Annotated in this window: 19 protein-coding genes and 2 pseudogenes; 12 read left to right on the forward strand and 9 right to left on the reverse strand. The window is 73.7% G+C overall.

Going from position 1 to position 22,753, the window contains the following annotated elements:
* The first annotated feature begins 583 nt into the window (after positions 1 to 583).
* From GA0070623_RS17685 to GA0070623_RS17700, 4 genes are all read left to right on the forward strand, one after another.
* Positions 584 to 814 (forward strand): winged helix-turn-helix domain-containing protein, encoded by a 231-nt coding sequence (locus GA0070623_RS17685; RefSeq protein WP_067307637.1) that lies wholly within the window; start codon positions 584 to 586, stop codon positions 812 to 814.
* A 314-nt stretch (positions 815 to 1,128) separates the two neighbouring features.
* A complete protein-coding gene (locus GA0070623_RS17690) occupies positions 1,129 to 1,629 on the forward strand; it encodes a cation:proton antiporter regulatory subunit (protein ID WP_067307640.1) in 501 nt (166 codons plus the stop codon).
* A gap of 5 nt (positions 1,630 to 1,634) precedes the next feature.
* On the forward strand, positions 1,635 to 2,840 hold the full coding sequence (locus GA0070623_RS17695) for a cation:proton antiporter (RefSeq protein ID WP_067307641.1): 1,206 nt from the start codon (positions 1,635 to 1,637) through the stop codon (positions 2,838 to 2,840).
* A gap of 172 nt (positions 2,841 to 3,012) precedes the next feature.
* Entirely contained in the window at positions 3,013 to 3,444 is a 432-nt protein-coding gene (locus GA0070623_RS17700) for a hypothetical protein (RefSeq protein WP_067307642.1), read from the forward strand.
* Positions 3,445 to 3,983: 539 nt separating this feature from the next.
* Here the strand turns inward: GA0070623_RS17700 and GA0070623_RS17705 are convergent.
* From GA0070623_RS17705 to dnaK, 5 genes are all read right to left on the reverse strand, one after another.
* Positions 3,984 to 4,208, reverse strand: coding sequence for a hypothetical protein (locus tag GA0070623_RS17705; RefSeq protein WP_407937940.1), 225 nt, complete (start codon positions 4,206 to 4,208; stop codon positions 3,984 to 3,986).
* A gap of 181 nt (positions 4,209 to 4,389) precedes the next feature.
* A complete protein-coding gene (locus GA0070623_RS17710; protein WP_067307649.1) occupies positions 4,390 to 4,833 on the reverse strand; it encodes a heat shock protein transcriptional repressor HspR in 444 nt (147 codons plus the stop codon).
* Between the two features lie 28 nt (positions 4,834 to 4,861).
* The gene (gene dnaJ, locus GA0070623_RS17715; protein WP_067307653.1) at positions 4,862 to 6,046 is read right to left on the reverse strand and encodes a molecular chaperone DnaJ; all 1,185 of its coding nucleotides are present in this window, start codon (positions 6,044 to 6,046) and stop codon (positions 4,862 to 4,864) included.
* Positions 6,047 to 6,127: 81 nt separating this feature from the next.
* Positions 6,128 to 6,871, reverse strand: a complete 744-nt coding sequence (gene grpE, locus GA0070623_RS17720) for a nucleotide exchange factor GrpE (protein ID WP_067307656.1) — start codon at positions 6,869 to 6,871, stop codon at positions 6,128 to 6,130.
* Between the two features lie 39 nt (positions 6,872 to 6,910).
* Positions 6,911 to 8,788, reverse strand: a complete 1,878-nt coding sequence (dnaK, locus tag GA0070623_RS17725) for a molecular chaperone DnaK (RefSeq protein ID WP_089004099.1) — start codon at positions 8,786 to 8,788, stop codon at positions 6,911 to 6,913.
* Between the two features lie 208 nt (positions 8,789 to 8,996).
* On the opposite strand from dnaK, the gene GA0070623_RS17730 reads away from it, so the two are divergent.
* The 3 genes from GA0070623_RS17730 to GA0070623_RS17740 all read left to right on the forward strand — a co-directional run bounded on the left by GA0070623_RS17730 (position 8,997) and on the right by GA0070623_RS17740 (position 13,877).
* The gene (locus tag GA0070623_RS17730; protein WP_067307661.1) at positions 8,997 to 10,850 is read left to right on the forward strand and encodes a P-loop NTPase family protein; all 1,854 of its coding nucleotides are present in this window, start codon (positions 8,997 to 8,999) and stop codon (positions 10,848 to 10,850) included.
* 17 nt (positions 10,851 to 10,867) lie between these two features.
* Positions 10,868 to 12,529, forward strand: coding sequence for a GTPase (locus GA0070623_RS17735; RefSeq protein ID WP_084261282.1), 1,662 nt, complete (start codon positions 10,868 to 10,870; stop codon positions 12,527 to 12,529).
* Between the two features lie 121 nt (positions 12,530 to 12,650).
* Positions 12,651 to 13,877, forward strand: a complete 1,227-nt coding sequence (locus GA0070623_RS17740) for a hypothetical protein (protein WP_067307663.1) — start codon at positions 12,651 to 12,653, stop codon at positions 13,875 to 13,877.
* A 95-nt stretch (positions 13,878 to 13,972) separates the two neighbouring features.
* Here GA0070623_RS17740 and GA0070623_RS17745 read toward each other — a convergent pair whose 3' ends face one another.
* Both GA0070623_RS17745 and GA0070623_RS17750 read right to left on the reverse strand, forming a co-directional pair.
* Entirely contained in the window at positions 13,973 to 14,884 is a 912-nt protein-coding gene (locus tag GA0070623_RS17745) for an NAD(+)/NADH kinase (protein ID WP_067307666.1), read from the reverse strand.
* The gene (locus GA0070623_RS17750; protein WP_067307672.1) at positions 14,881 to 15,990 is read right to left on the reverse strand and encodes an SPFH domain-containing protein; all 1,110 of its coding nucleotides are present in this window, start codon (positions 15,988 to 15,990) and stop codon (positions 14,881 to 14,883) included. Before GA0070623_RS17750 ends, GA0070623_RS17745 begins: the two co-directional genes overlap by 4 nt.
* 76 nt (positions 15,991 to 16,066) lie before the next feature.
* Between GA0070623_RS17750 and GA0070623_RS17755 the strand changes: the two genes are divergently transcribed.
* Positions 16,067 to 16,753, forward strand: coding sequence for an NUDIX hydrolase (locus GA0070623_RS17755; protein ID WP_067307675.1), 687 nt, complete (start codon positions 16,067 to 16,069; stop codon positions 16,751 to 16,753).
* A 51-nt stretch (positions 16,754 to 16,804) separates the two neighbouring features.
* Here the strand turns inward: GA0070623_RS17755 and GA0070623_RS17760 are convergent, their stop codons facing one another.
* Both GA0070623_RS17760 and GA0070623_RS31425 read right to left on the reverse strand, forming a co-directional pair.
* Positions 16,805 to 17,356 carry a phosphatase PAP2 family protein gene (locus GA0070623_RS17760; RefSeq protein WP_231932442.1) on the reverse strand — a complete coding sequence of 184 codons (552 nt, stop codon included), beginning with the start codon at positions 17,354 to 17,356 and terminating at the stop codon, positions 16,805 to 16,807.
* Positions 17,357 to 17,433: 77 nt separating this feature from the next.
* Positions 17,434 to 18,426 carry a hypothetical protein gene (locus GA0070623_RS31425; RefSeq protein WP_067307680.1) on the reverse strand — a complete coding sequence of 331 codons (993 nt, stop codon included), beginning with the start codon at positions 18,424 to 18,426 and terminating at the stop codon, positions 17,434 to 17,436.
* 493 nt (positions 18,427 to 18,919) lie between these two features.
* Here GA0070623_RS31425 and pdhA point away from each other — a divergent pair, with 493 nt between their 5' ends.
* From pdhA to GA0070623_RS31680, 4 genes and pseudogenes are all read left to right on the forward strand, one after another.
* On the forward strand, positions 18,920 to 20,098 hold the full coding sequence (pdhA, locus tag GA0070623_RS17775; RefSeq protein WP_067307682.1) for a pyruvate dehydrogenase (acetyl-transferring) E1 component subunit alpha: 1,179 nt from the start codon (positions 18,920 to 18,922) through the stop codon (positions 20,096 to 20,098).
* Positions 20,098 to 21,087, forward strand: a complete 990-nt coding sequence (locus tag GA0070623_RS17780) for an alpha-ketoacid dehydrogenase subunit beta (protein ID WP_067307685.1) — start codon at positions 20,098 to 20,100, stop codon at positions 21,085 to 21,087. The genes pdhA and GA0070623_RS17780 overlap by 1 nt, the downstream gene beginning before the upstream one ends.
* Positions 21,088 to 21,092: 5 nt before the next feature.
* A pseudogene (locus tag GA0070623_RS31675) lies at positions 21,093 to 21,555 on the forward strand (biotin/lipoyl-containing protein); the annotation flags it as partial.
* Positions 21,556 to 21,724: 169 nt separating this feature from the next.
* Positions 21,725 to 22,666, forward strand: a pseudogene (locus GA0070623_RS31680) (dihydrolipoamide acetyltransferase family protein); the annotation flags it as partial.
* Positions 22,667 to 22,753: the final 87 nt, after the last annotated feature.

The following is a 22,753-nucleotide window of genomic DNA, read 5'->3' on the forward strand; positions in this document are numbered from 1 at the left end:
AGGGCCGGAGCGGCGCCCGGCAACCCGTCGTCCCGGACACGAGCAACATCGGCCCGATGGCGGTGTCGAACGGGATCGGACCCCGCACCGTCGGCCTCGACGAGTGGATCTGTCATCACGGTTTCTCCTGGACGGTCGGCTGTTCCGACGGATCGGCGTGGTGCGAGGGGGTCGGTGCGGTGGCGATAGGGATCGGCGTGGTGGTGACAGGGGTCGGTGCGGTGGTGACAGGGGTCGGTGCGGTGGTGACAGGGTGGAAGGGCGGCCCGGTCGGAATACCGGTCCGACCGGGCCGCCCGCCCTGCCGCCGCAGCCCTGCTCGGCAGTACGACGACAGAGCCGCTTCACCTGATCGACAGGTTCAGGGCTGGCACGACCGGTGCGCTTGTCGAACCAGTCGTGCCAGCCCACGGATGCCAACCGGAGGCCGGTTTGCCTACCAGGCTTTCCGCTGAAGGCCCCGCCGAAGCAACATACAATGCAAACCATTTGAAGACAACCACTCACCATGCAAAGCACGCGAAGTCTTGGCGGGTCGCGTCCTGCCATGGGAGGATCTTGGGGCCTACCAGGAGTTGCCGCCATGCCCCGAGTTTCCGACCGTCAGCGCATCGCCCAAGACATCCGCGACAAGATCGCCTCCGGCGAGTACTCGCCGGGCGACAAGTTGCCGTCCCTGCGTGAAATGATCGCGCACTATGAGGTGTCCGCCGAACCCGTGCGCTCCGCACTGCTGATCCTCCAGGCCGAGGGCCTGATCGAAGGGCACCAGGGCAAGGGAACCTACGTCACACCGCGCAAACCCACGTCCTGATCCGACCGGCCCGCCAATCGGGCCGAGTCGGAGTGAATCTTGGTAGCAAACGGCCCCCCTGGGGGCCGAAAACTTCCAAGATCTACATGTGGACGCGGGCGCAGCGACCGGGCGGGGCGGGAGCGGCGGGGGCGGGTGACCGGGCGGGGCGTGGTTGACCCGGCGGGGCGGGGTTGACCGAATGGGCGGGCGCAGCGGGCGGGGTGACCCGTCGAGGGGTGGGTGGACACGGGCGGTGGCGGTGGGTGAGGGCGGCGCGAGCAGGGCAGACGTCCAGCAGGCCCAGCTTGGGCGCAGGGTATAGCCTCTCGTCCGTGCGAGTACGTGTCGAACAGACCGCCCTACCGGGAATCGGCGTACGTCATGACCTGATGACGGAGTCCGGACGTCGGCTCGGAGTGGTCTCCCACCGCAATGGCCGCCGCGATCTTGTCCTTTATGACCCGGATGATCCTGACTCCTGCCAGCATGACATCCCGCTCACCGACGACGAGGCCGAGGCGCTGGCCGACATCCTCGGCGCGTCGCTGATGCTGGGTCAGCTCTCCGGTCTGCGCGACCAGGCGGCCGGGCTGCTCACCGAGCAGATCGCCATCCCGGCCGGTTCGAAGTACGTCAACAAGCGGCTCGGTGACACCAAGGCACGCACCCGCACCAGCGCCTCGATCGTGGCGGTGCTCCGGCAGGGCGAGGTCAACGTCTCGCCCGATCCCACCTTCCGCTTCGCGGCCGGTGACGTGGTGGTCGTGGTCGGTACCCGGCAGGGTCTCGACGGGGTGACCGCCATCCTCGCCGACAGTGACCCGGACGGCTGAGGCGGATGCACGAAACCACGACCCTGCTCATCGAGGTCGGCGCGCTCCTGCTCCTGCTCGGGCTGCTCGGCCGGCTCAGCCGCCGGTTCGGCGTCTCCCCCATCCCCCTCTACCTGCTCGCCGGTCTCGCGTTCGGCCACGGTGGCCTGCTCCCGCTGGCCGCGAGCGAGGAGTTCTTCGCCGTCGGCGCCGAGATCGGCGTCATCCTGCTGCTGGTCATGCTCGGCCTGGAGTACAGCGCCAACGAGCTGGTCGGCAATCTGCGCTCGGCGGCCCCGGCCGGCCTGATCGACGCGGCGCTCAACGCCCTGCCCGGTTTCGGCTTCGCACTGCTGCTCGGCTGGGGCTGGGTGGCCGCCGTGGTGCTCGGCGGCATCACCTGGATCTCGTCCTCCGGGGTGATCGCCAAGGTCCTCGGCGACCTCGGCCGGGTCGGTAACCGGGAGACCCCGGTCATCCTCTCCGTGCTGGTGATCGAGGACCTGGCGATGGCCCTCTACCTGCCGCTGGTCACCGCGCTGCTGGCCGGCGTGGGCCTGGTCAAGGGCGGGATGGCGCTGGGCATCGCGGTGCTCACCGTGGTGGTCGTGCTGGTGGTCGCCATCCGCTTCGGCCACCTGATCTCCGCCGCCCTCTCGGCGAAGGACCCGGAGGCCCTGCTGCTCGGGGTGCTCGGCCTGACCCTGCTGGTCGCCGGCATCGCCGCCCGGCTCCAGGTCTCCGCCGCCGTCGGGGCGTTCCTGGTCGGCATCGCCCTGTCCGGGCCGGTGGCGCACCACGCCACCGAGCTGCTCTCCCCGCTGCGGGACCTCTTCGCCGCGGTCTTCTTCGTCTTCTTCGGCCTGGTCACCGACCCCCGGGACATGCCGCCGGTGCTGCTGCCCGCGATCGTGCTGGCCGTGGTCACCATGGGGACGAAGCTGCTCACCGGCTACCTGGCGGCCCGACGGGCCGGGATCGCCGAGCCCGGCCGCTGGCGGGCCGGCTTCGCGTTGATGCCGCGTGGCGAGTTCTCCATCGTCATCGCGGGTCTCGCCGTCGCCGCCGGCACCGTCGAGCCCAAGCTGGCGGCGCTCGCCACGGCGTACGTGCTGATCACCGTGATCACTGGGCCGATGCTCGCCCGACTGCCCGACATGCGCTGGTTCAAGCAGCGGCTCCGGCGACGGATCGCCGCCCAGCATCCCCGGCCGGTCCCCGCCACCGAGTGAGAATCCCCTGGCCAGGTCGACTTGTTGGGCGGCCTGGCCAGGGACTCCGTTGCATAATTGCGCCCGGCGGGGTCTTCCGCCGGCCGGGCGGCGGCGGCTAGCGTTGCGCCCCAGCAAGCCAGGGTCCGCGGGTGGCCGGAGGCGCCCCGCGGCTGCGAGCGGAAGGTTGCCGGTGAACGCGCAGGGTCCGACGTTCCGCGGCTTCGCCAACCCCGTCGACCCGTCGCCGACGGAGTTGCGGGCCTGGGCTTACCAACCCGACTCGGTGCCGTTGACCTCCCTACCACAGGACTGGGACCTGCTGGTCGCCGGTGACCACCTGGTGTCCACCCTCTTCGAGCTGGCCATGGATCCGGCCTGTCCGGCCCGCCGGTTCGCCCTGCACTGCCTCTACATCTACGCGGCCGACGGCATCCGGACGAACTTCCGCGCCCATCCCCGGCGGCGCTTCCGCAAGCTCGTGGAGCAGGCCGAACGCGACGGCGACGAACTGGTGCGCAACTGGGCGCACAACAGCCGGGTGCTGCTGGCCCGACAGGAACTCTTCACCTACCACGACTGGTGCGAGGGCGGCCTGGTCCGGGACAACCGCCGCCTCGGCTGAGCGGGCACCCCGGCCCGGCCGCAGCGGCGGTCGGCTGCCCGGCACCGACGACGGCCCCTCCGGTCGTACCGGCGCCTTCGCATTCCACCGGCGACCGGCCGGGGTGGCGAAGCGCCGGAGCGATCACGTCGTCCCCCTCCCCGCGGCCACTGTGCGACCCGGCGAGGTACGACGACTCCGGCCCATCACGCAGTGCCATCGAGGCCCCACCCCCACCATCCACCCCCGCACCCTTTGCTCTGCCGCCCTGACAGCGACAGTCACGATGGGTAGCTGCACCTTGATGCGAGCAGAGAGCGCTCTCAATGCTCAACTGCAGGCCACATCGGGTGGTGCCGCGATGGCAGCAGAGCAAAGCGGAGCAGGGTGACAGGCAGGGGGAGCCGCCTCGGTCACGATGGGCAACCTTACGGAAAGTTACTCTCTGCAATCTACGGAGGCCCAGCGGGCGAGTCGTCCGGGTAGGCGGGTGATCGGGCGACAGGACGGCGAACGGGCCGGGATCCCCCGTGGATCCCGGCCCGCACGTCGGCGGATCGTCAGCCTTCCGATCCGCCCTGGTCCCGGTGTCGCTCCTCGGCCCGCCCCCGGTCCACGCCCCGGTCGGCCGGGTCGGCGAACCTGCCGTTCTTCACCGTGTCGGAGAACTTGCCCCCGGTGACCCGGTCGAACTGCTCCCGGACGTTCTCGGCCACCTTGTCGAGCCGCTTCTCGGCCTGCCGGGCCACCTTCTTCGCCGATTCCGCCACGGTTCCCCCCGCCATCGGAGCCCGGATTATCCGGTCGGTCCTGATTGAGAGGTTAGCGGAGCAGCCGCCGTGCCGCTGCGGAATCCGCGATCCCCGCCGGCACCACGCCCACCCGTCCAGCCCGCCGACCACGACACGGCGGCGTCCGGCACCGGGGCACCGCCGCGCCCACCCGGCACACCGGGCGGGCCGGCGGTCAGCGGCCGGGGGTACGGCGGGGACGCCAGACGACAAGCGCCGTCGAGGTGCGGCTGGTCGGCACCAGGTCACCCCGGGAGAAACCGCTGGCCAGCGTCTCCAGCTCGGCGATCCGCCGGTACGCGGCATCCAGCTCCGCCTCCAGCCGGGCCACCCGCTGCTGGGCCTGCTCCACCAGGCGTTCCAGGCCGATGATCCGCTTCACCCCGGCCAGGTTGACGCCCTCGTCCTGACTGAGCCGCTGCACCTCGCGCAGCAGCACCACGTCGCGCACGCTGTAGCGTCGGCCGCCACCGGCCGCCCGGCCGGCCTGCACCAGGCCGAGCCGGTCGTACTGACGCAGCGTCTGCGGGTGCATGCCCGCCATCCGTGCCGCGACCGAGATCATCAGCACCTTGGCCTCGTAGGCAGGGTCACCCGAACCGACGAACCCGTCCGACATCCCACTCACCTCCGCACCCGTCCACCGGTCAACCGACCCGACGCACCCGCGCGTCGAGATGTTCCCGGGCCGCCGGCGGCGTCGCGGCGGCGAACGACTCCAGGGCCGCCCGTGCCTCGTCCGACACCGTCGCCGGCACCACCACGTCCAGCGTGACCAGCAGGTCGCCGGCCTGGCCGTCCCGCCGGACCACACCCTTGCCCCGGGCCCGCAGCACCCGCCCGGACGGGGTGCCCGGCGGGACGCGCAGGGTCACCGCGCCGTCCAACGTGGGCACCCGCAGGTCGGTGCCGAGCACCGCCTCGGCGAAGGTGATCGGCACGACCAGGGTCAGGTCGTCGCCGGTACGCCCGAACAGCTCGTCCGGGCGGACCTTCACCTGGACGAACAGGTCACCCGCCGGCCCGCCGCGCTGGCCCGGCTCGCCCCGCCCGGCCAGCCGGATGCGCTGGCCGTCAGCCACCCCGGCGGGGAAGCGGACGTTCAGCGTGCGGGTCTTGGTGACCCCGCCGGTGCCCCGGCACTCGGGGCACTTCTCCTCGACGATCGTCCCGACGCCCTGGCAGTTGCGGCACGGCTCGGAGAAGCTGAACGACCCCTGGTCACGGGTGGTCACTCCGGCACCGTGGCAGACCGGGCAGGTGGTCGGCTGGGTACCCGGCTTGGCGCCGTTGCCGTGACAGGTGTCGCAGATCCCGGGTGCCCGCAGGCTCAACGGCAGGGTCACGCCCCGGACCGCGTCGCCGAAGTCGAGGGCGACCTCGGCCTCCACGTCCCGGCCCCGGGCCGGACCCCGCGCCCGCGACGCACCGGGGCCACCGGAACCGCCGGAGAAGATCGAGCTGAACAGGTCGGTGAAGCCGCCGCCGCCGAACCGGGTGTCCCCGCCACCGCCGCCGCCGAACAGGTCGGAGACGTCGAACGGGACGCCGCCGGGCTGACCCGCACCACCCGCGCCCCGGCGGAACGCGCCCGAGCCGAACAGCGAGCGCATCTCGTCGTACTCGCGGCGTTTGGTGTCGTCGCCGAGCACCGCGTACGCCTCGGAGACGCCCTTGAACCGCTCCTCGGCCTGCGGATCGCCGGGGTTGTGGTCCGGGTGCGACTCCCGCGCCAGCTTCCGGTACGACTTCTTGATCTCGTCAGAGGAGGCGGACTTCTCCACGCCCAACGTGGCGTAGAAGTCCTTCTCGATCCAGTCCTTGGAGCTCACCGGTCCACCCCCTTGAGTGAGATGTGGCCCGGTCGCCCCGCCCGCCGGGGACGGCGGGCGGGGCGACCGGATGGCCGTGCACTATTCCGGGTCGGCGACCGCGACCATCGCCGGCCGCAGCAGCCGCTCGCCGAGCAGGTACCCCCGGCGCATCACCTGCACGCAGGTGGGCTCCTCGACGTCCGGTGAGGTCTGGTGCGCGACCGCCTCGTGCCGGGTGGGGTCGAACGGGTCGCCCTGTTCGCCGAAGGGCGTGAGGCCGAACTTGCCCAGCGCCGTGGTGAGCTGCTCGGCCACCGTGCCGAACGGCCCGACCAGGTCGCCGTGCTCCCGGGCCCGGTCCAGGTCGTCCAGGATCGGCAGCAGCGCCGCGAGTACCGAGCCGGTCGCCTGCTCCTGCACCACGCCCCGGTCGCGGTCCACCCGCTTGCGGTAGTTGGCGTACTCGGCCGACACCCGTTGCAGGTCCCGGGTCCGCTCGTCCAACTCGCCGCGGACGGCTTCCAACTCGGCGCCGAGCGGCGAGCCCGTCGCGCTGCCGTCGACCGGCTGGGCGGGGGCGTCCACCACCGGCGGGCCGGTCGGCGCCGGGTCGTCGAGCGTGGTCGCCTCGGCTTCGATCTCGTCGACCACCACCTCGGCCTCCTCGACCAGCCCTTCGGCCGGGACGTCCGCCCCGGCGTCGGCGGCGGCGGGGGGGTCCTCGGTCCTACCGAGCTGGTGATCGTCCCGGATGACGACCCGCGGCCCGTCGTCGGCGGGCGCGGAGCCACCCGGCGCCGGCCCGGAGGCGCCCGGGTCGGCGGCTCGTGGCTTCTCCGTCATACGACTACCTCGATCCCTGTGCGGTGCCGGTGCGGACCGTCACTTCTTGTCCTCGTCCACGATCTCCGCGTCGACCACGTCGTCCGCGCCACCGGCCTTCGGGCCACCGGCCGCACCGGCCGCGCCCGCGCCGGCCGCACCCGCGCCCGGACCGGCCTCGCCCGGCTGCTCGCCCTGCTCGGCCTGCTGCGCGTAGAGCAGCGAACCGGCCTGCTGGGAGACCTGGGCCAGCCGCTCGTGGGCCGCCTTGATCTTCTCGATGTCCTGGCCGCCGAGCGCGCCACGCAGCTCACCGAGGGCCTCGTTGAGCTGGTCCCGGTTCTCGGTGGGCAGCTTGTCGCCGCTCTCGGCGAGGAACTTCTCGGTCTGCCACTGGAGCGCCTCGGCCACGTTGCGGGCCTCGGCCTCCTCCCGGCGACGCTTGTCGTCGTCGGCGTGCTCCTCGGCGTCCCGGCGCATCCGCTCGATGTCGTCCTTCGGCAGCGAGGAGCCGCCGGTGATCGTCATCTTCTGTTCCTTGCCGGTGCCCAGGTCCTTGGCGTGCACGTTGACGATGCCGTTGGCGTCGATGTCGAAGGTGACCTCGACCTGCGGCACGCCGCGCGGCGCCGGCGGGAGGCCGGTCAGCTCGAAGGTGCCGAGCTTCTTGTTGTACGCCGCGATCTCGCGCTCGCCCTGGAACACCTGGATCAGCACCGACGGCTGGTTGTCGTCGGCCGTGGTGAAGACCTCGGAGCGCTTGGTCGGGATGGTGGTGTTGCGCTCGATGAGCTTGGTGAAGATGCCACCCTTGGTCTCGATGCCCAGGCTCAGCGGGGTCACGTCGAGCAGCAGGACGTCCTTGACCTCGCCCTTGAGCACACCGGCCTGCAGGGCCGCGCCGACGGCGACGACCTCGTCCGGGTTGACGCCCTTGTTGGGGTCGCGGCCGGTGAGCTGCTTGACCAGGTCGGTCACGGCCGGCATCCGGGTGGAGCCGCCGACCAGGATCACGTGGTCGACGTCGGAGATCTTGACGCCGGCGTCCTTCACGGCCTGCTCGAACGGGCCCTTGCAGCGGTCCAGCAGGTCCTGCGTCATCCGCTGGAACTCGGCGCGGCTGAGCGTCACGTCCAGGTGCAGCGGGCCGGCCGAGCCGGCGGTGATGTACGGCAGGTTGATGTTGGTGGTGGCCGCCGCGGACAGCTCGATCTTGGCCTTCTCGGCCGCCTCGCGGAGCCGCTGGAGGGCCATCTTGTCCTGGGCCAGGTCGATGCCGTGCTCGCCCCGGAACGTCTTGACCAGGTGGTCGATGACCCGCTGGTCCCAGTCGTCGCCGCCGAGCTGGTTGTCACCGCTGGTCGACTTGACCTCGACGACGCCCTCGGCCAGCTCCAGCAGGGACACGTCGAAGGTGCCGCCGCCCAGGTCGAAGACGAGGACGGTCTGCTCCTTGGAGCCCTTGTCCAGCCCGTAGGCCAGGGCCGCCGCGGTCGGCTCGTTGACGATCCGCAGCACGTTGAAGCCGGCGATCTCACCGGCCTCCTTGGTGGACTGGCGCTGCCCGTCGTTGAAGTAGGCGGGAACGGTGATCACCGCGTCGGTGATCTGCTCGCCCAGGTACGCCTCGGCGTCCCGCTTGAGCTTCATCAGCGTGCGCGCCGAGATCTCCTGCGGGGTGTACTTCTTGCCGTCGATGTCGACGGTCCAGTTGGTGCCGATCTCCCGCTTGACCGACCGGATGGTCCGGTCCGGGTTGGTCACCGCCTGGCGCTTGGCGACCTCACCGACGAGCACCTCGCCGTTACGGGCGAACGCGACGATCGACGGGGTCGTCCGCGAGCCCTCAGCGTTGGCGATGACGGTGGGCTCACCGCCCTCGAGAACGCTGACGCAGGAGTTCGTCGTGCCGAGGTCGATACCGACCGCACGTGCCATCTTCGCTTCCTCGCTTCGTTACGGGTGGGCAGGTCGGAGGGCCTGCCCGGGAGGGTCGCCCGCAGCGACCGCACCACAAGTTGAGTGAACTTGACTCAATAGTGCCACGGGATCGCCAAAGCGCAAGTCGAGTTGAGCCGACCCGACGCAACCTGTCCGTTACTACCCTCCGGTTGTCTCTGTTGCCTCGGTCGGGCACGCTTTAGCGGTGACGACGCACGGCGATCCCGCCACCCGGTCCGGTGCGCCCACCGTCGCCGCCCGCACCGGGCCGCCGGAGATCGACGAGACGCCGACCGGACCCACCGGGGACGGCCTGCCCGCCGCCCTCACCGGCCTGCGGGCCGCGATCGACGCGACCCGGTTCCCGCTGGCGCTGCCCTCGGCCGAACCGGCCCGGCACACCGCCCGTGCGCTGACCGACCAGCTCGACGACTACCTGCTGCCCCGGCTCGCCCGGCTCGACGCCCCGCTGCTGGTGGTCGTCGGCGGCTCCACCGGTGCCGGCAAGTCGACCCTGGTCAACAGCCTGGTGCAGGCCCGGGTGAGCGCCGCCGGCGTACTCCGCCCCACCACCCGCTCCCCGGTGCTGGTCTGCAACCCGGCCGACTCCGCCTGGTTCCGCCAGGGTGAGCTGCTGCCCGGCCTCACCCGGACCAACGAGCCCAGCGAGGACCCGGGCACGCTGCACCTGGTCACCGCCCCCGCGCTCGCACCGGGGCTGGCCTTCCTCGACGCCCCCGACATCGACTCGGTGGTCGACGCCAACCGGGCCCTCGCCGGCCAGCTCCTCGCCGCCGCCGACCTCTGGCTCTTCGTCACCACCGCCGCCCGGTACGCCGACGCCGTCCCGTGGGAGCTGCTGCGCACCGCCCGCTCCCGGGGGGCCGCGATCGCCATGGTGCTCGACCGGGTGCCCCCCGAGGCCGCCGACGAGATCGCCGCCCACCTGTCCGAGATGCTCGCCGCCCAGGAGCTGGGCGCGGCGCCGCTGTTCGTGCTGCCGGAGACCTGGGTCGACGGCCAGGGCCTGCTGCCCGACCGGGTCACCGCGCCCCTGGGCGCCTGGTTCGCCCGGCTCGCCGCCGACGCCGACGCCCGCGCCGCCGTGGTCCGGCAGACCCTGGACGGCGCGCTCGCCTCGCTGCACCCGACCGTGGAGGCGCTCGCCGACGCGGCCGACGAGCAGGTGGCCGCCGCCGACGCGCTCGACGATCGGGTCCGGGCCGCCTACCAGGGGGCGCACCGCACGGTGGCCGAGGGGCTGAAGGACGGCCGGCTGCTCCGCGGCGAGGTGCTCGCCCGCTGGCAGGAGTTCGTCGGCACCGGGGAGTTCTTCCGGACGCTGGAGGCCCGGATCGGCCGGCTGCGCGACCGGCTCGTCGCCGCCGTCACCGGCCGGCCCGCCACCCCCGCGACCGAGCTGCGCCACGCCATCGAGTCGCAGCTGGTCACCCTGCTGCGCGGGGTCGCCGCCGAGGCGGCGGAACACACCTACACCGCCTGGAAGGCCCACCCGGCCGGGGCCGCACTGCTCGACCCGCCGCTGGCGCACGCCGGGGCCGACCTGCCCGAACGGGCCGAGCGGCTGGTCCGGGACTGGCAGCGCGCGGTGTTGGAGCTGGTTCGGGAGGAGGGCGGCGACCGGCGGTTCGTGGCCCGGACGGCCGCGTACGCGGTCAACGCCACCGGGCTGGCCGTGATGATCGCCGTCTTCGCCTCCACCGCGTTCATCCCGACCGGGCTGGAGGTGGCCACCGGGGCGGGCACCACCGTCGCCGCGCAGGCCGTACTCCAGGCGATCTTCGGTGACCAGGCGGTGCGTACCCTCGCCGCGAAGGCCCGGGGCGACCTGCTGGAGCGGGTCCGCGCGCTGCTCGACGAGGAGGCGGCCCGTTACCTGACCCGCACCGACGCGGCCCGGCCCGGCGCGCAGGACGCCGCCGGGCTGCGCCGGGCCGCCGGCCGGGTCGAGGTGGCCCGGCACCACAGCGGCCTCGCGGACCCGTCCGGCCAGGCCCTGCCGACACCGACCCCGACCTCCGAGGACGGCATCCGTTGACCAACATCGTCGGCCGGATGCGCGGGGCGCTCCGGGGTGACCGCCGCGTCGACGCCGATGCCCTGGTGACCCGCCTGGACGCCGTCCGCCGGTTCCTCGACGCGGTCGACGGCGAGGTGCCCGACACCCAGTTGGTGGGTGCACACACCCTGGTCGAACGGGCCGGCACCCGGTTGTCGCTGTCCCGGGACCACACCGTGGTGGCGTTGGCCGGCGCGACCGGCAGCGGCAAGTCCAGCCTGTTCAACGCCCTGGCCGGGATGGATCTCTCCCCGGTCGGGGTGCGCCGCCCCACCACCGGTGTCGCGCACGCCTGCGTCTGGGGGCCGCTGGACGGCGGCAACCGGCTGCTCGACTGGGTCGGCGTGCTGCCCCGGCACCGGTTCGTCCGGGAGAGCGCACTGGACGGCGACGACGAGTCCGCCCTGCACGGGCTGATCCTGCTCGACCTGCCCGACTTCGACTCGGTGCAGCGGTCCCACCGGCTGGAGGTGGACCGGCTGCTCGGCCTGGTCGACCTGGTGGTCTGGGTGGTCGACCCGCAGAAGTACGCCGACCGGGTGGTCCACACGAGTTACCTGCGCGAGTTCCACCGGCACCGGGAGGTGACCGTGGTGGTGCTCAACCAGGCCGACCGGTTGCCCCCGGCCGAGCTGCCCCGGGTGCTGGCCGACCTGCGCCGGCTGCTCGACGTCGACGGGCTCGACGGGGTGCCGCTGCTGGCCACCACGGCGGTCGAGCCCGCCGGGATGACCGGGCTGCGGGAGGCGCTGGAACGGGCGGTGTCGGACCGGCAGGCCGCGCTGCGCCGGCTCTCCGGTGACGCCGACGCGGTGGTGGCCACGCTGGGCGAACTCGTCGCCGTCGAGGCCCCGGGGCACGTCCCGGACGCCGCGACGGTCCGGGTCCTGGACCGCGCGCTGGCCGACGCGGCAGGGGTGCCGACGGTGGCAGGCGCGGTCGAGGGGGCGTACCGGCACCGGGCCGGTGGTGCCACCGGCTGGCCGCTGGTACGCGGGTGGCGCAGGCTGCGTCCCGACCCGCTGCGCCGGCTGCACCTGCCCGGCCCGGAGACCGACCCGCAGCGACCGGCGGAGCCCCTGCTCGCGGCGACCTCGGTGCCCGACCCGACGGCCGCCCAGCAGTCCGCTCTCGGGTTGGCCATCCGCGCGGTCGCCGACCGGTCCGGCGAGCGGCTGCCGGCCCCGTGGCCGGTCGCGGTGACCGCCGCCGCCCGGTCGAGGCTGGCCGACCTGCCGGACGCGCTGGACGGGGCGGTCGCCGGCACCGACCTGGGCATGGACCGCCGGCCGGCCTGGTGGCGGCTGGTGGGTGCGCTCCAGTGGCTGGTCACCCTCGCCGCCGTGGCCGGGCTGGGCTGGCTGGTGCTCGGCTACGCGCTGCGCGCCCTCGGGCTGCCGGCCCTGGAGTACCCCCGGGTGGGCGACGCCCCGCTGCCCACCGTGCTGCTCCTCGGGGGCCTGCTCGCCGGCCTGCTGCTGGCCGCGGTGACCCGACCGGTGGTCCGCTGGGCGGCCCGGCGGGCCCGGCGGCGGGCCGAGCAGCGGCTCACCGACGAGGTCGCCCGGGTCGGCGCGGAGTACGTCCTCGTTCCGGTCCGGGCCATCCTCGACCGGTACGCCCTCGCCCGCCAGGCCTGGGAGGAAGCCGCCCGGTGACCGGCCTGCGGCCGGGCGTGGGCCGCCGGGTACCGCCCGCCGGTGACCGCCCGGCCGATCGCCACCGAACGCCACCGTCGGCACGGGTGTCCGGGGCGGCACGGCGGCGTAGGGTCGTGCCATGGCCACGCCACAGACCCCCTACGACGCGGTGCTCTCCGCGGCCCGCGACGTGACCAGGCTGGACTGCGCGCTCGACGCCGAGATGCTCGGCACGGCGCTGCTGGGCAGCGTCTACGCGATCGCCGAGACCGACCGGGAGACGGCGGTCCGGGACTTCGTCTCCGGTTTCCTCGCCGCCACCTCCCGCCGCCGCACGGCCGCCGCCACCACCATCCGCCAGGTCTTCGCCGCGCTGGTCCCCGATGCCGAGGGCGCGGCGAAGGTCCGCCCCGGTGCGCAGGCCCCGGCCTGGGCCGGTCAGCTCGGCCGGGTCCACCTCACCGGCACCTGGGCGTACGGCGACGTGTACGGCGACCAGACCTCCTACCTGGCCACCTTCGCCTACGACGACGCGACGGGCGGCCCGGAGCACGCCCTGGTCGCGCTGGTCGACCACAACATCGGCATCGCCAAGGACGTCTTCGTCGGCGGGCCGGCCGAGCGGATCCTGGAGCAGGTCCGGCAGATGTGCGCCGACGACGACCTGACCTGGTTCCGCGAGGAGGACCCGGCCCGGATGCACGGCGAGGTGGGCCGCCATCTGGCGATCACCGACGACCTCGGCGACCTGCCCGCCGAGGGGTCGCTCGCCACCGACCGGGCGCTGGTCGGGGCGCGGTTGGCGGTCCTGCCGGAGGCGAGCCCCGACACCACCGGCTGGCCCGCGGAGCCGCTCGACACCGACGAGCGCACCGCGCTGGTCCGCGCCTTCCTGGCCTCTCCCGCGGCGGCCCGGCACGGGCTGAACACCCTCGACAGCGACGCCGAACTGGCCTCGCTGCACTTCTGCCTGGGGTTGCTCTTCGACCACTCGGCGAGCTTCCCGGACGCCGACCCGCTGCGGTGGAGCCCGGCGGTGGCCGGGCTGTTCCTGCTCGACTGGGTGCACCGGCGGGCCGTGCTGGACATGGACGACGCAGCGCTGCTGCCCCGGGTGCTGCGTGCCTGGGCGGCGTTCGCGGCCCGGCGACGGGGGTTGCCCGAGCGGGCCGGCATCCAGACCGACGAGGCGATCGAGGAGCTGGTGCCGGAGTTCGCCCGGCTCTACTCGACCGGTGAGCGGCGCAGCCCGGCGACGGCGGCGGTGGCCCAGTTGATGGCCGACGGGGTGGACCCGGACGACCCGGTGGCCCTGGACGCCTGGATCGAGGCCAACCGGCAACGCCTCGGCGACGACACCCCCTGAGCACCCGACGACACCCGTGCACCCGACGACACCCGCGCGCCCGGTGACGCCCGGGGCCTGACGGCGCGCTGCGTGTCCCGTGGCCCCTGACCGGTCTACGGCTCGACCAGGGCCAGCCGGCCGGGGGCGACGTCGAGGCGGATCCGCTGGCCCCAGCGCAGCGTCAGCCGGTCGGCCTCCAGCCCGTCGGCGAAGGCCACCAGGCCGTCGGACTCGGCGGTCAGCTCCAGCGCGCCGGTGCCGTCGAGGCGGCCGGCGACCAGGTCGGCGCCGGTGACCGGGGAGGGCCACGCCTCCCGGACGAACCAGCACAGGGCCGCCTCCTGCGGGGCGGGCAGCGCCGGGCCGGTCGGTCGGCCCCGGGCGATCGAGGCGCACCAGCCGGTGGCCCCGGTGCCGGTGCCGACGACCACCCCGGAGGAGGACTGCCGTTCCCTGCGGGGTCGGCCGTCCCCGGTCACGTCGAGCAGGTAGCGGGCCGACTGGTGGGAGGGGTGTCCGACGTACACCTCGTTGAGGCCGACCAGCTCCTGCCCGTCGTCGAGGGTGGCCCGGACCATGACCCGGTGGCGCAGCGGCGCGGTGCCGGCGACCACCGCCGGGAGCAGGGCGGCCACCTGGTCGCCGGTGCACCGGACCAGCACCCCGGCGTTGCGGCCCGGCTCCGGGTCGACGCCGACGACGGGCTGCCCGCCGAGGTACTTCGCCACGTTGGCGACCAGGCCGTCCGGGCCGACGGCGACGACCACGTCCTCCGGGCCGAACAGGAACCGGGGCAGGTCGTCCCGGTCCACCGTGCCGCGTCGCCATTCGGCGGGGACGGCGGCCGCGACGGCGGTCAGCGCCGCCTGGAGGGCCTCGTGCCGGTCGATCACCTCGGCCAGGTCCCGCCCCCGGGCGCGCAGGTACCACTGGGCCGCCGCCCGGGTGCCGTGCCGGGCGAGCAGGTCGTCCAGCTCGCTGGCGCGGCGGACCACCACCACCCGGGGGGGCAGACTGCCGCTCACCGGTCACCTGTCGAGCCCGGCCCGGTGAGCCGGCCGAGCAGGTCGGCCAGCAGGTCCGGGGTGACGGTGAGCTGGCCGATCTGCGGGAGCTGACCGGCGAGTTCCCGGACGGTGAGGGCTTGCAGCACCGCCGGCGGCAGTTCGGCGTACGCGGCCAGTTTCGCCGCCTCGGCCTCGGCCTCGGCGGCGCCGACGGCGCGTACCGTCTCGGCTTTGGCCAGGGCGAGCACCCGCTCGCGGTCGGCCGCGCCCCCGGCGAGCAGGCGTTCCTTCTCCGCTTCGGCAGTGGCGAGCACCCGGGCACGGTCGGCGGCGGCGGCGTTGGCGACCTGTTCCCGTTCCGCCTTGCCGTGGGCGGTGGCCAGCTCGGCGGCGGCGTCGAGTTCGGCCCGGCGGCGGGTGTTCGCCCCGTGCTGCTCGACGAGCTGCTGCTCCCGCCGGGCCAGCTCGATCTTGTTCTGGAGTTCGTTCTCGGCGATGCCGCGTTCCTGCTCGACGGCCTGCGCCCGGCGGGCGTAGGTGGCCCGGTCGGCCTGCACCTGCACCGCCTCCCGGGTGGGGGTCTGCAGGGCGCGTTCCAGCTCTGGTTCGGGCCGGACGGCGACCACCCGGGCGCTGACCACGGCGACGCCGATGTCGGTGAGCCGGGGCTCGGCGTCGAGCGCGGCGGAGACCGCCTCACGGACCGGTGCGACGGTGGTCAGCGCCTCGGCCAACGGCACCCGGGCGAGCAGGTCGAGCGCGGGTTGCTGGGCCAGCTCGGCGAGCAGCTTGGCCACCTGGTCGAGGGGGCGGGACCGGGGCCTGCCGGTGCGCGGGTCGACCGAGAAGTCGAGCCGGCCGGCGGCCAGGGCCGGGTCGGCGATCCGGTAGGTCACGGTGGCCTGGACGGTGATGTCGGCGAAGTCGCCGGTCCGGGCGTGGAACAGCAGCGGCAGCTCGCGGTCGTCCACCGGCACCTCGCTGAGCACGGCGGTCAGCGGCCGGTACCAGAAGGACTGACCGGTCCCCTCCCGCCGGACCCGCCCACCGACGTGCAGGCGCACCCAGTTGGTCGGGGTTCCGCGCAGGTGGCGCAGGAAGAGTCGTCTCGTCACGTCGGCCATGTCTCGCACCCTCCCTTTTTTCGTCCTCACGACGATAAACCTTCTGCTAGGTTATCGTCAAGGTGGTGATAAAGAGATGAGCGAGTACCCGCCCTTCGCCGTGACGGTGGACCTGGTGGTGCTCACCGTGCGCGCCGAGGAGCTGCACCTGCTGCTGGTCCGCCGGGGCATCCCGCCGGACCGGGGCCGGTGGGCGCTGCCGGGCGGCTTCGTCGGCATCGACGAGGACCTGCCCGACGCGGCCGTCCGGGAACTGACCGAGGAGACCGGACTGCCCGAGCCGGCCGGCCACCTGGAGCAGCTCGGCACGTACGGCCGGCCCGACCGCGACCCGCGCGGCCGGGTGGTCACCGTGGCCTGGCTGGCCCTGCTCCCCGACCTGCCCACTCCGGTGGCGGGCTCGGACGCCGCCTCGGCCGAGTGGCTGCCGGTCACCCGGCTCGCCCCCGGACAGCTCGCCTTCGACCACGACCGGATCGTCGCCGACGGCCTGGAGCGGGCCCGCGCGAAGCTGGAGTACACCCCGCTGGCCAGCGCCTTCTGCCCGGCCGAGTTCACCGTGGCCCAGCTACGGGCGGTCTACGAGACGGTCTGGGACACCCGGCTGGACCCGCGCAACTTCCACCGTAAGGTCACCGGCACCCCCGGCTTCGTCACCCCCGTCGGCCGGGCCACCGAGGGTGACCGGGGCCGTCCGGCCCAGCTGTTCCGCCGGGGTCCGGCCACCCGGCTGCACCCGCCCATGCTCCGCCCTGAGCCCTGAGCCCTGAGCCCTGAGCCCCTGAGGCCGTGGTGGCGTGGTGGCGTGGTGGCGTCAGGAGAGCGTGCCGAAGACCAGCCCGGCCACCAGGCCGCCCACCAGCGCGCCCACCACCACCTGCGCGACGGTGTGGTCGCGCAGCCGCACCCGGGACCAGCCGACCAGGCCGAGCAGCGGCACGGCGGGCAGCAGCCGGGGGCCGAAGGTGAGCATCAGCACCACGAGTGTGCCGGCGGCCACCGCCGCATGGATCGACATCTTCCACCAGTGGCTGACCGACACCGCCACCACCAGGCCGACCACCCCGGCGGTGACCAGGGCGAGCAGCGCACGCGGCGCACCGAGCAGCACCAGCAGGGCCAACCCGGCGGCGGCCGAGGCGAGACCGAGGAGCAGCGGCACCCGGCGCTGCTCACGCCGACCGATGTGCCGGTCGGTGAGCCGGCCCCGCCGTACCCCACCCAGGATGTACGCGCACGGGACACCGGCGGCGAAGACCGTGGCGAGCAGCCCCCAGCCCAAGCCCCGCAATCCACCCGCACCGTGCCAGCCGATCAGCACGGTCAGCCCGGTGACCAGCACGGCCGGCGCGGTCACCTCGGTCACCCACCGGGCCACCCGGGTCGCCGCGCCCGTCGGCCGGCGGGACGGGTCTCGGCGTCCGCGCCACACCGGCGACGCGCTCAGCCCGCGGCGCCGACGGTCGCCGTACCCTCCGGGGCCGCGCGGTCGTCACCGGCCGACGCGGGTACGGCGGGTGCCTGCGGCGCGGGGGCGGGGGTGGCGGACGGCCCGGCGGCCGGGGCCGACAGGCGGGCCGGGGCGGCGGGCGGCCCGGCGGCCGGGGACCACAGGCGGGCCGGGGCCGGGAGGCGGGCTGGGGCCGGGCCGATCCGGCGCACCGGACGTGCTCCGTCCCGGGCGCGGGGGGTGCCGGCCGGGACCGCCGTCACGGAGGGCCGGGGGCGCGCGGTGGGAACCAGGGTGACGGTGACGGTGGGTCGTGGGTCGACCGGCACGGTGGACCCCGGCGTGGGGGTGGGGCCGGGCGTCGGCTCGGGGGCCGCTGTGGGCTCGGGGTCGGGTGTCGGCTCGGGCGTCGGGCCACCGGAGGGCGCGGCGGTCGGCGACGGGTCCGGTGGCGGCCCGGAGCAGGTGGTCGTCGGTACGGCGCTCGGGCTCGGGTCCACGCTCGGCACGGCGGTGGGTGCCGGGCGGGACGGGCCGTCGGGCGCGGACGTCCGGCGGATCGGCGGGGCCGTGGCGACGGGTGCCCGGGGCGGTGGAGCGGGATGGTGGGCGGGGCCGGTGGCCGGCGCCGGGGTGGTGGCCGGCGCGGGAGGGGTCGGTGCGCCGGTAGGGGCCGTCGGCGGCCGGGCCGGCTGGCCGGTGGCGGGCGCCGGGACGACCACCGGGCCGACCGAGGGGGTGGGCAGGAACGGGGTGCCGCCGCCGGGGAGGGCGGTGCTGCCCACGGTGGCTGATCCGCTGCTGATCGCGGCGAGCACGGGCATCGAGGCGGCCCCGGCGAGCAGGGCGACGGTGAACAGGTAGCCACGGTGCGGCCCGGCGGAGCCGGGAGCACGGTGGACGCCGATCATCCGCCGGTAGCTACCGCCGCCGGCCCGGTGCCGACCGAGGAGCGGGACCGGAGGACCGTCACCATGCTCGGACACCGCACCACCCCTCGTCGACCTGGACGCGATCGGCGGCGGGCAGCGGAACCTGAACGGACATTCTTCGCTAAACACCCACCGATACCGGTCAGCTTGACCCAGTGACGCCCAGTTCACCAGGCACTACCGCGTGTCGACACACAAAAAGTCCGTCGAGGCCGGACGCCCGCCACGGCAAAAAGGTCCACGGGTCGTGAAGCGGACATGTCACCACCAGCCGGCGGACCATACTGTGGGGCCGCTCACCACCTCTGCAATCATTCAGACACGACGGCAACGCAGCCGCACCTCCGCGTACCCCGTGGCAGGCGTAGCTGGTCGCCGGAGCTCCCGAACCGGGTTCGACCCTTGGATCCGGCTCAGGCAGTGCGGCAACCCCCACCGGGGCTAGGCACGGCCGCCAGGAACCAGTCCGGCAACAGCCGGGCCGGCGCACGTTGTGCGCGGACGGGTGACCCCCCGGCTCGGGCACAGACACGACAGGGAGAGACGGATGGCAAAGGGCGACCCTGCGGTCTCCAGCCGCGGCCGGCGAGCCGCACCCCGGTCCCGGCGAGCCGCCGCGACCGGCGAGCCGGAACTCGTACAGCTGCTCACCCCGACCGGCGAGCGGATCGAGAGCGCCGTCGGTCCGGACGGCACCGAGTACCGCGTCGACTTCACCGACGAGGAGTACCGCGGCCTCTACCGCGACCTGGTCCTGGTCCGCAAGCTCGACGCCGAGGCGACCGCGTTGCAGCGGCAGGGCGAGCTGGGCCTGTGGGCCTCGCTGCTCGGCCAGGAGGCGGCCCAGGTCGGTTCCGGGCGGGCGCTGCGCAGCCAGGACATGGCCTTCCCGACCTACCGGGAGCACGGCGTCCTCTACTGCCGGGGCATCGACCCGATCATGCCGCTCGGCCTGTTCCGTGGCGTCGACCAGGGCGGCTGGGATCCGAACGAGTTCAAGTTCAACATGTACACGATCGTCATCGGGGCACAGACCCTGCACGCGACCGGGTACGCCATGGGCGTCCACATGGACGGCCGCACCGGCACCGAGGACGGCGAGGCGGTGATCGCCTACTTCGGCGACGGCGCCACCAGCCAGGGCGACGTCAACGAGGCGTTCGTCTGGGCCAGCGTCTTCAACGCCCCCCTGGTCTTCTTCTGCCAGAACAACCAGTACGCCATCTCCGAGCCGCTGGAGCGCCAGACCCGGGTGCCCCTCTACCGGCGGGCCGGCGGCTTCGGCTTCCCCGGCGTCCGGGTGGACGGCAACGACGTGCTCGCGTCGTACGCGGTGACCCGGCACGCGCTGGACAACGCCCGGCTCGGCCAGGGCCCCAGCCTGATCGAGGCGTTCACCTACCGGATGGGCGCGCACACCACCTCCGACGACCCGACCCGTTACCGGATCGCCAGCGAGGTCGAGGCCTGGCAGGCCAAGGACCCGATCGCCCGGATGAAGGCGTTCCTCGACAAGCAGCAGATCGCCGACGCAGACTTCTTCGCCGAGGTCGACGAGCAGGCCCGCGCCGAGTCGGTGCACCTGCGCGAACGGGTGCTCGACCTGCCCGACCCGGCTCCGGTGTCGATGTTCGACCACGTCTACCCGCACGGCTCACCCGAGGTGGACGCGCAGCGGGCGCAGTTCAGCAGGTACCTGGAGTCGTTCGAGGGGAGCGCGCACTGATGGCCACGGAGACGCTCACCCTCGGCAAGGCCCTCAACACCGGCCTGCGCCGGGCGCTGGAGAACGACCCGAAGGTCGTCATCATGGGTGAGGACGTCGGCAAGCTCGGCGGCGTCTTCCGGATCACCGACGGCCTCCAGAAGGACTTCGGCGACCAGCGGGTGATCGACACCCCGCTGGCCGAGTCCGGCATCATCGGCACCGCGGTCGGCCTGGCCATCCGGGGTTTCCGGCCGATCTGCGAGATCCAGTTCGACGGCTTCGTCTACCCGGCGTACGACCAGATCGTGTCGCAGGTGGCCAAGATGCACTACCGCTCGCAGGGCAAGGTCACCATCCCGATGGTGATCCGGATCCCCTACGGCGGCGGCATCGGCGCGGTGGAACACCACTCCGAGTCGCCGGAGGCGTACTTCGCGCACACCGCCGGCCTGAAGGTGGTGACCTGCGCCAACCCGCAGGACGCCTACGTGATGATCCAGCAGGCTGTCGCCTCGGACGACCCGATCGTCTTCCTGGAGCCGAAGCGGCGCTACTGGGAGAAGGGTCCGGTCGAGCTGGACGTCCCGCTGTCCGGGGCGTACCCGCTGCACGCCGCCCGGGTGGTGCGGCCCGGCACCGACGCGACAGTGCTGGCGTACGGCCCGATGGTGCGGACCGCGCTGGACGCGGCGACCGCCGCCGCCGAGGACGGCCGTGAGCTGGAGGTCGTCGACCTGCGCACCCTCTCTCCGCTGGACCTGACCGCCGTCTACGAGTCGGTACGGCGCACCGGCCGGTGCGTCGTCGTCCACGAGGCCCCGGGCAACCTGGGGCTGGGCTCGGAGATCGCGGCCCGGATCACCGAGGAGTGCTTCTACTCCCTGGAGTCCCCGGTGCTGCGGGTCACCGGTTTCGACACCCCCTACCCGGCCAGCCGGGTGGAGGAGGAGTACCTGCCCGACCTCGACCGGGTGCTCGACGCCGTCGACCGCACCTTCGGCTGGTGAGCGCGATGTCCCGGATCAAGGAGTTCAACCTGCCCGACCTGGGCGAGGGCCTGACCGAGGGCGAGATCCTCGCCTGGCTGGTCAAGGTGGGCGACGTCATCGAGCTGAACCAGCCGATCGTCGAGGTGGAGACGGCCAAGGCGGCCGTCGAGATCCCGGCGAAGTGGGCCGGTGAGGTGCGGTCGATCTTCCACCCGGAAGGGAGCACCGTCGAGGTCGGCACCCCGATCATCGCGATCGACACCGACCCGGGTGCCGGCCCGATCGCCGAGTCCACCACCGCCACCGCCACGCCGGACCTGCCCACCCCGTCGGCCGCGTCACTGGCCGCGGTGCAGGTCGCCCCAGCCGAGGGCATGGTCGAGCCGGGCCTGATCGGCGGCGTCGCCCCAGGCGGCCGGACCGCCGTCCTGGTCGGCTACGGCCCCCGCACCACCCCCGCCAAACGCCGCCCCCGCAAACCCCCCACCCCACCCACCCCTTCCCCCTCCCTCTCCCCCCACCCCCTCCCTCACCCTCACCCTCACCCCCAGCCCCAGCCCCAGCCCCAGCCGATCATGGAGTTGTGGTGGGGGACAAAACTGTCCCAGTTACCGCAAATTCGGCACCACGAGTCCATGATCGACGGAGTGCGGGTGGGCCGGTGTTGGCGAAGCCGCCGGTGCGGAAGCTCGCGAAGGACCTCGGGGTCGATCTGGGGGTGCTGGTCGGGTCCGGTCCGCTCGGTTCGATCACCCGGGAGGACGTCCAGCGGGCGGTGGCCGGGACAACGGCGGCCGGGGGCGCGGTGGCCGGTGGCATGGTCGTGGCGGGGGGCACGGCCTCGGCGGGGAGCGCGGCGGGGACGCTGTCGGGCACCTCGGGCGCGAGCTTCGGCGCGGACCGCGAGCAGCGCATCCCGGTCAAGGGGGTACGCCGACTCACCGCCGAGAACATGGCCCGCTCGGCGTTCACCGCTCCGCATGTCACGGAGTTCCTGACCGTGGACGTGACCCGGGCGATGAAGGCGCTGGACCGGCTGCGCGACCGGCGGGAGTGGCGCGACGTGCGGGTTTCGCCGTTGCTGCTGGTCGCCAAGGCGGTGCTGCTGGCGGTCCGCCGGCACCCGATGGTCAACTCGACGTGGGCCGGCGACGAGATCGTCGTCAAGGAGTACGTCAACCTGGGCATCGCGGCGGCAACCGAGCGCGGCCTGATCGTGCCGAACGTCAAGGACGCCGGCCGGCTCACGCTGCGCGAGCTGGCGGACGCGCTGACCGGGCTGGTCCAGACCGCGAAGGCGGGGAGGACCTCCCCGGCGGACATGTCCGGCGGCACCCTGACGATCACCAACGTCGGGGTCTTCGGGGTGGACACCGGCACTCCCATCCTGCCCCCGGGCGAGGCGGCGATCCTGGCCTTCGGGGCGGTCCGCGAACTGCCGTGGGTGCACAAGGGGAAGGTCAAGCCACGCCTGGTGACCACTTTGGGACTTTCCTTCGACCACCGGATCATCGACGGCGAGCTGGGCTCGAGGTTCCTCCGGGACATCGGGGACTTCCTCGCCGACCCGGAGGCGGCGCTGCTCGCCTGGACCTGACGACGGTGACCGTCCGGTGACGGCCGGTGTGCCCGGGGTGAACGCCCGGCACACCGGCCGTTGCCGTTGAGGGAAGAAAACGTGACC

Source organism: Micromonospora rifamycinica (assembly GCF_900090265.1).
Lineage (GTDB): Bacteria > Actinomycetota > Actinomycetes > Mycobacteriales > Micromonosporaceae > Micromonospora > Micromonospora rifamycinica.

Coding starts and splice junctions, on each gene's coding strand:
- GA0070623_RS17685 (WP_067307637.1), top strand. CDS start 584: ATGCCCCGAGTTTCCGACCGTCAGCGCATCGCCCAAGACATCCGCGAC.
- GA0070623_RS17695 (WP_067307641.1), top strand. CDS start 1,635: ATGCACGAAACCACGACCCTGCTCATCGAGGTCGGCGCGCTCCTGCTC.
- GA0070623_RS17705 (WP_407937940.1), bottom strand. CDS start 4,208: ATGGCGGGGGGAACCGTGGCGGAATCGGCGAAGAAGGTGGCCCGGCAG.
- GA0070623_RS17710 (WP_067307649.1), bottom strand. CDS start 4,833: ATGTCGGACGGGTTCGTCGGTTCGGGTGACCCTGCCTACGAGGCCAAG.
- grpE (WP_067307656.1), bottom strand. CDS start 6,871: ATGACGGAGAAGCCACGAGCCGCCGACCCGGGCGCCTCCGGGCCGGCG.
- dnaK (WP_089004099.1), bottom strand. CDS start 8,788: ATGGCACGTGCGGTCGGTATCGACCTCGGCACGACGAACTCCTGCGTC.
- GA0070623_RS17735 (WP_084261282.1), top strand. CDS start 10,868: ATGCGCGGGGCGCTCCGGGGTGACCGCCGCGTCGACGCCGATGCCCTG.
- GA0070623_RS17740 (WP_067307663.1), top strand. CDS start 12,651: ATGGCCACGCCACAGACCCCCTACGACGCGGTGCTCTCCGCGGCCCGC.
- GA0070623_RS17750 (WP_067307672.1), bottom strand. CDS start 15,990: ATGGCCGACGTGACGAGACGACTCTTCCTGCGCCACCTGCGCGGAACC.
- GA0070623_RS17755 (WP_067307675.1), top strand. CDS start 16,067: ATGAGCGAGTACCCGCCCTTCGCCGTGACGGTGGACCTGGTGGTGCTC.
- pdhA (WP_067307682.1), top strand. CDS start 18,920: ATGGCAAAGGGCGACCCTGCGGTCTCCAGCCGCGGCCGGCGAGCCGCA.
- GA0070623_RS17780 (WP_067307685.1), top strand. CDS start 20,098: ATGGCCACGGAGACGCTCACCCTCGGCAAGGCCCTCAACACCGGCCTG.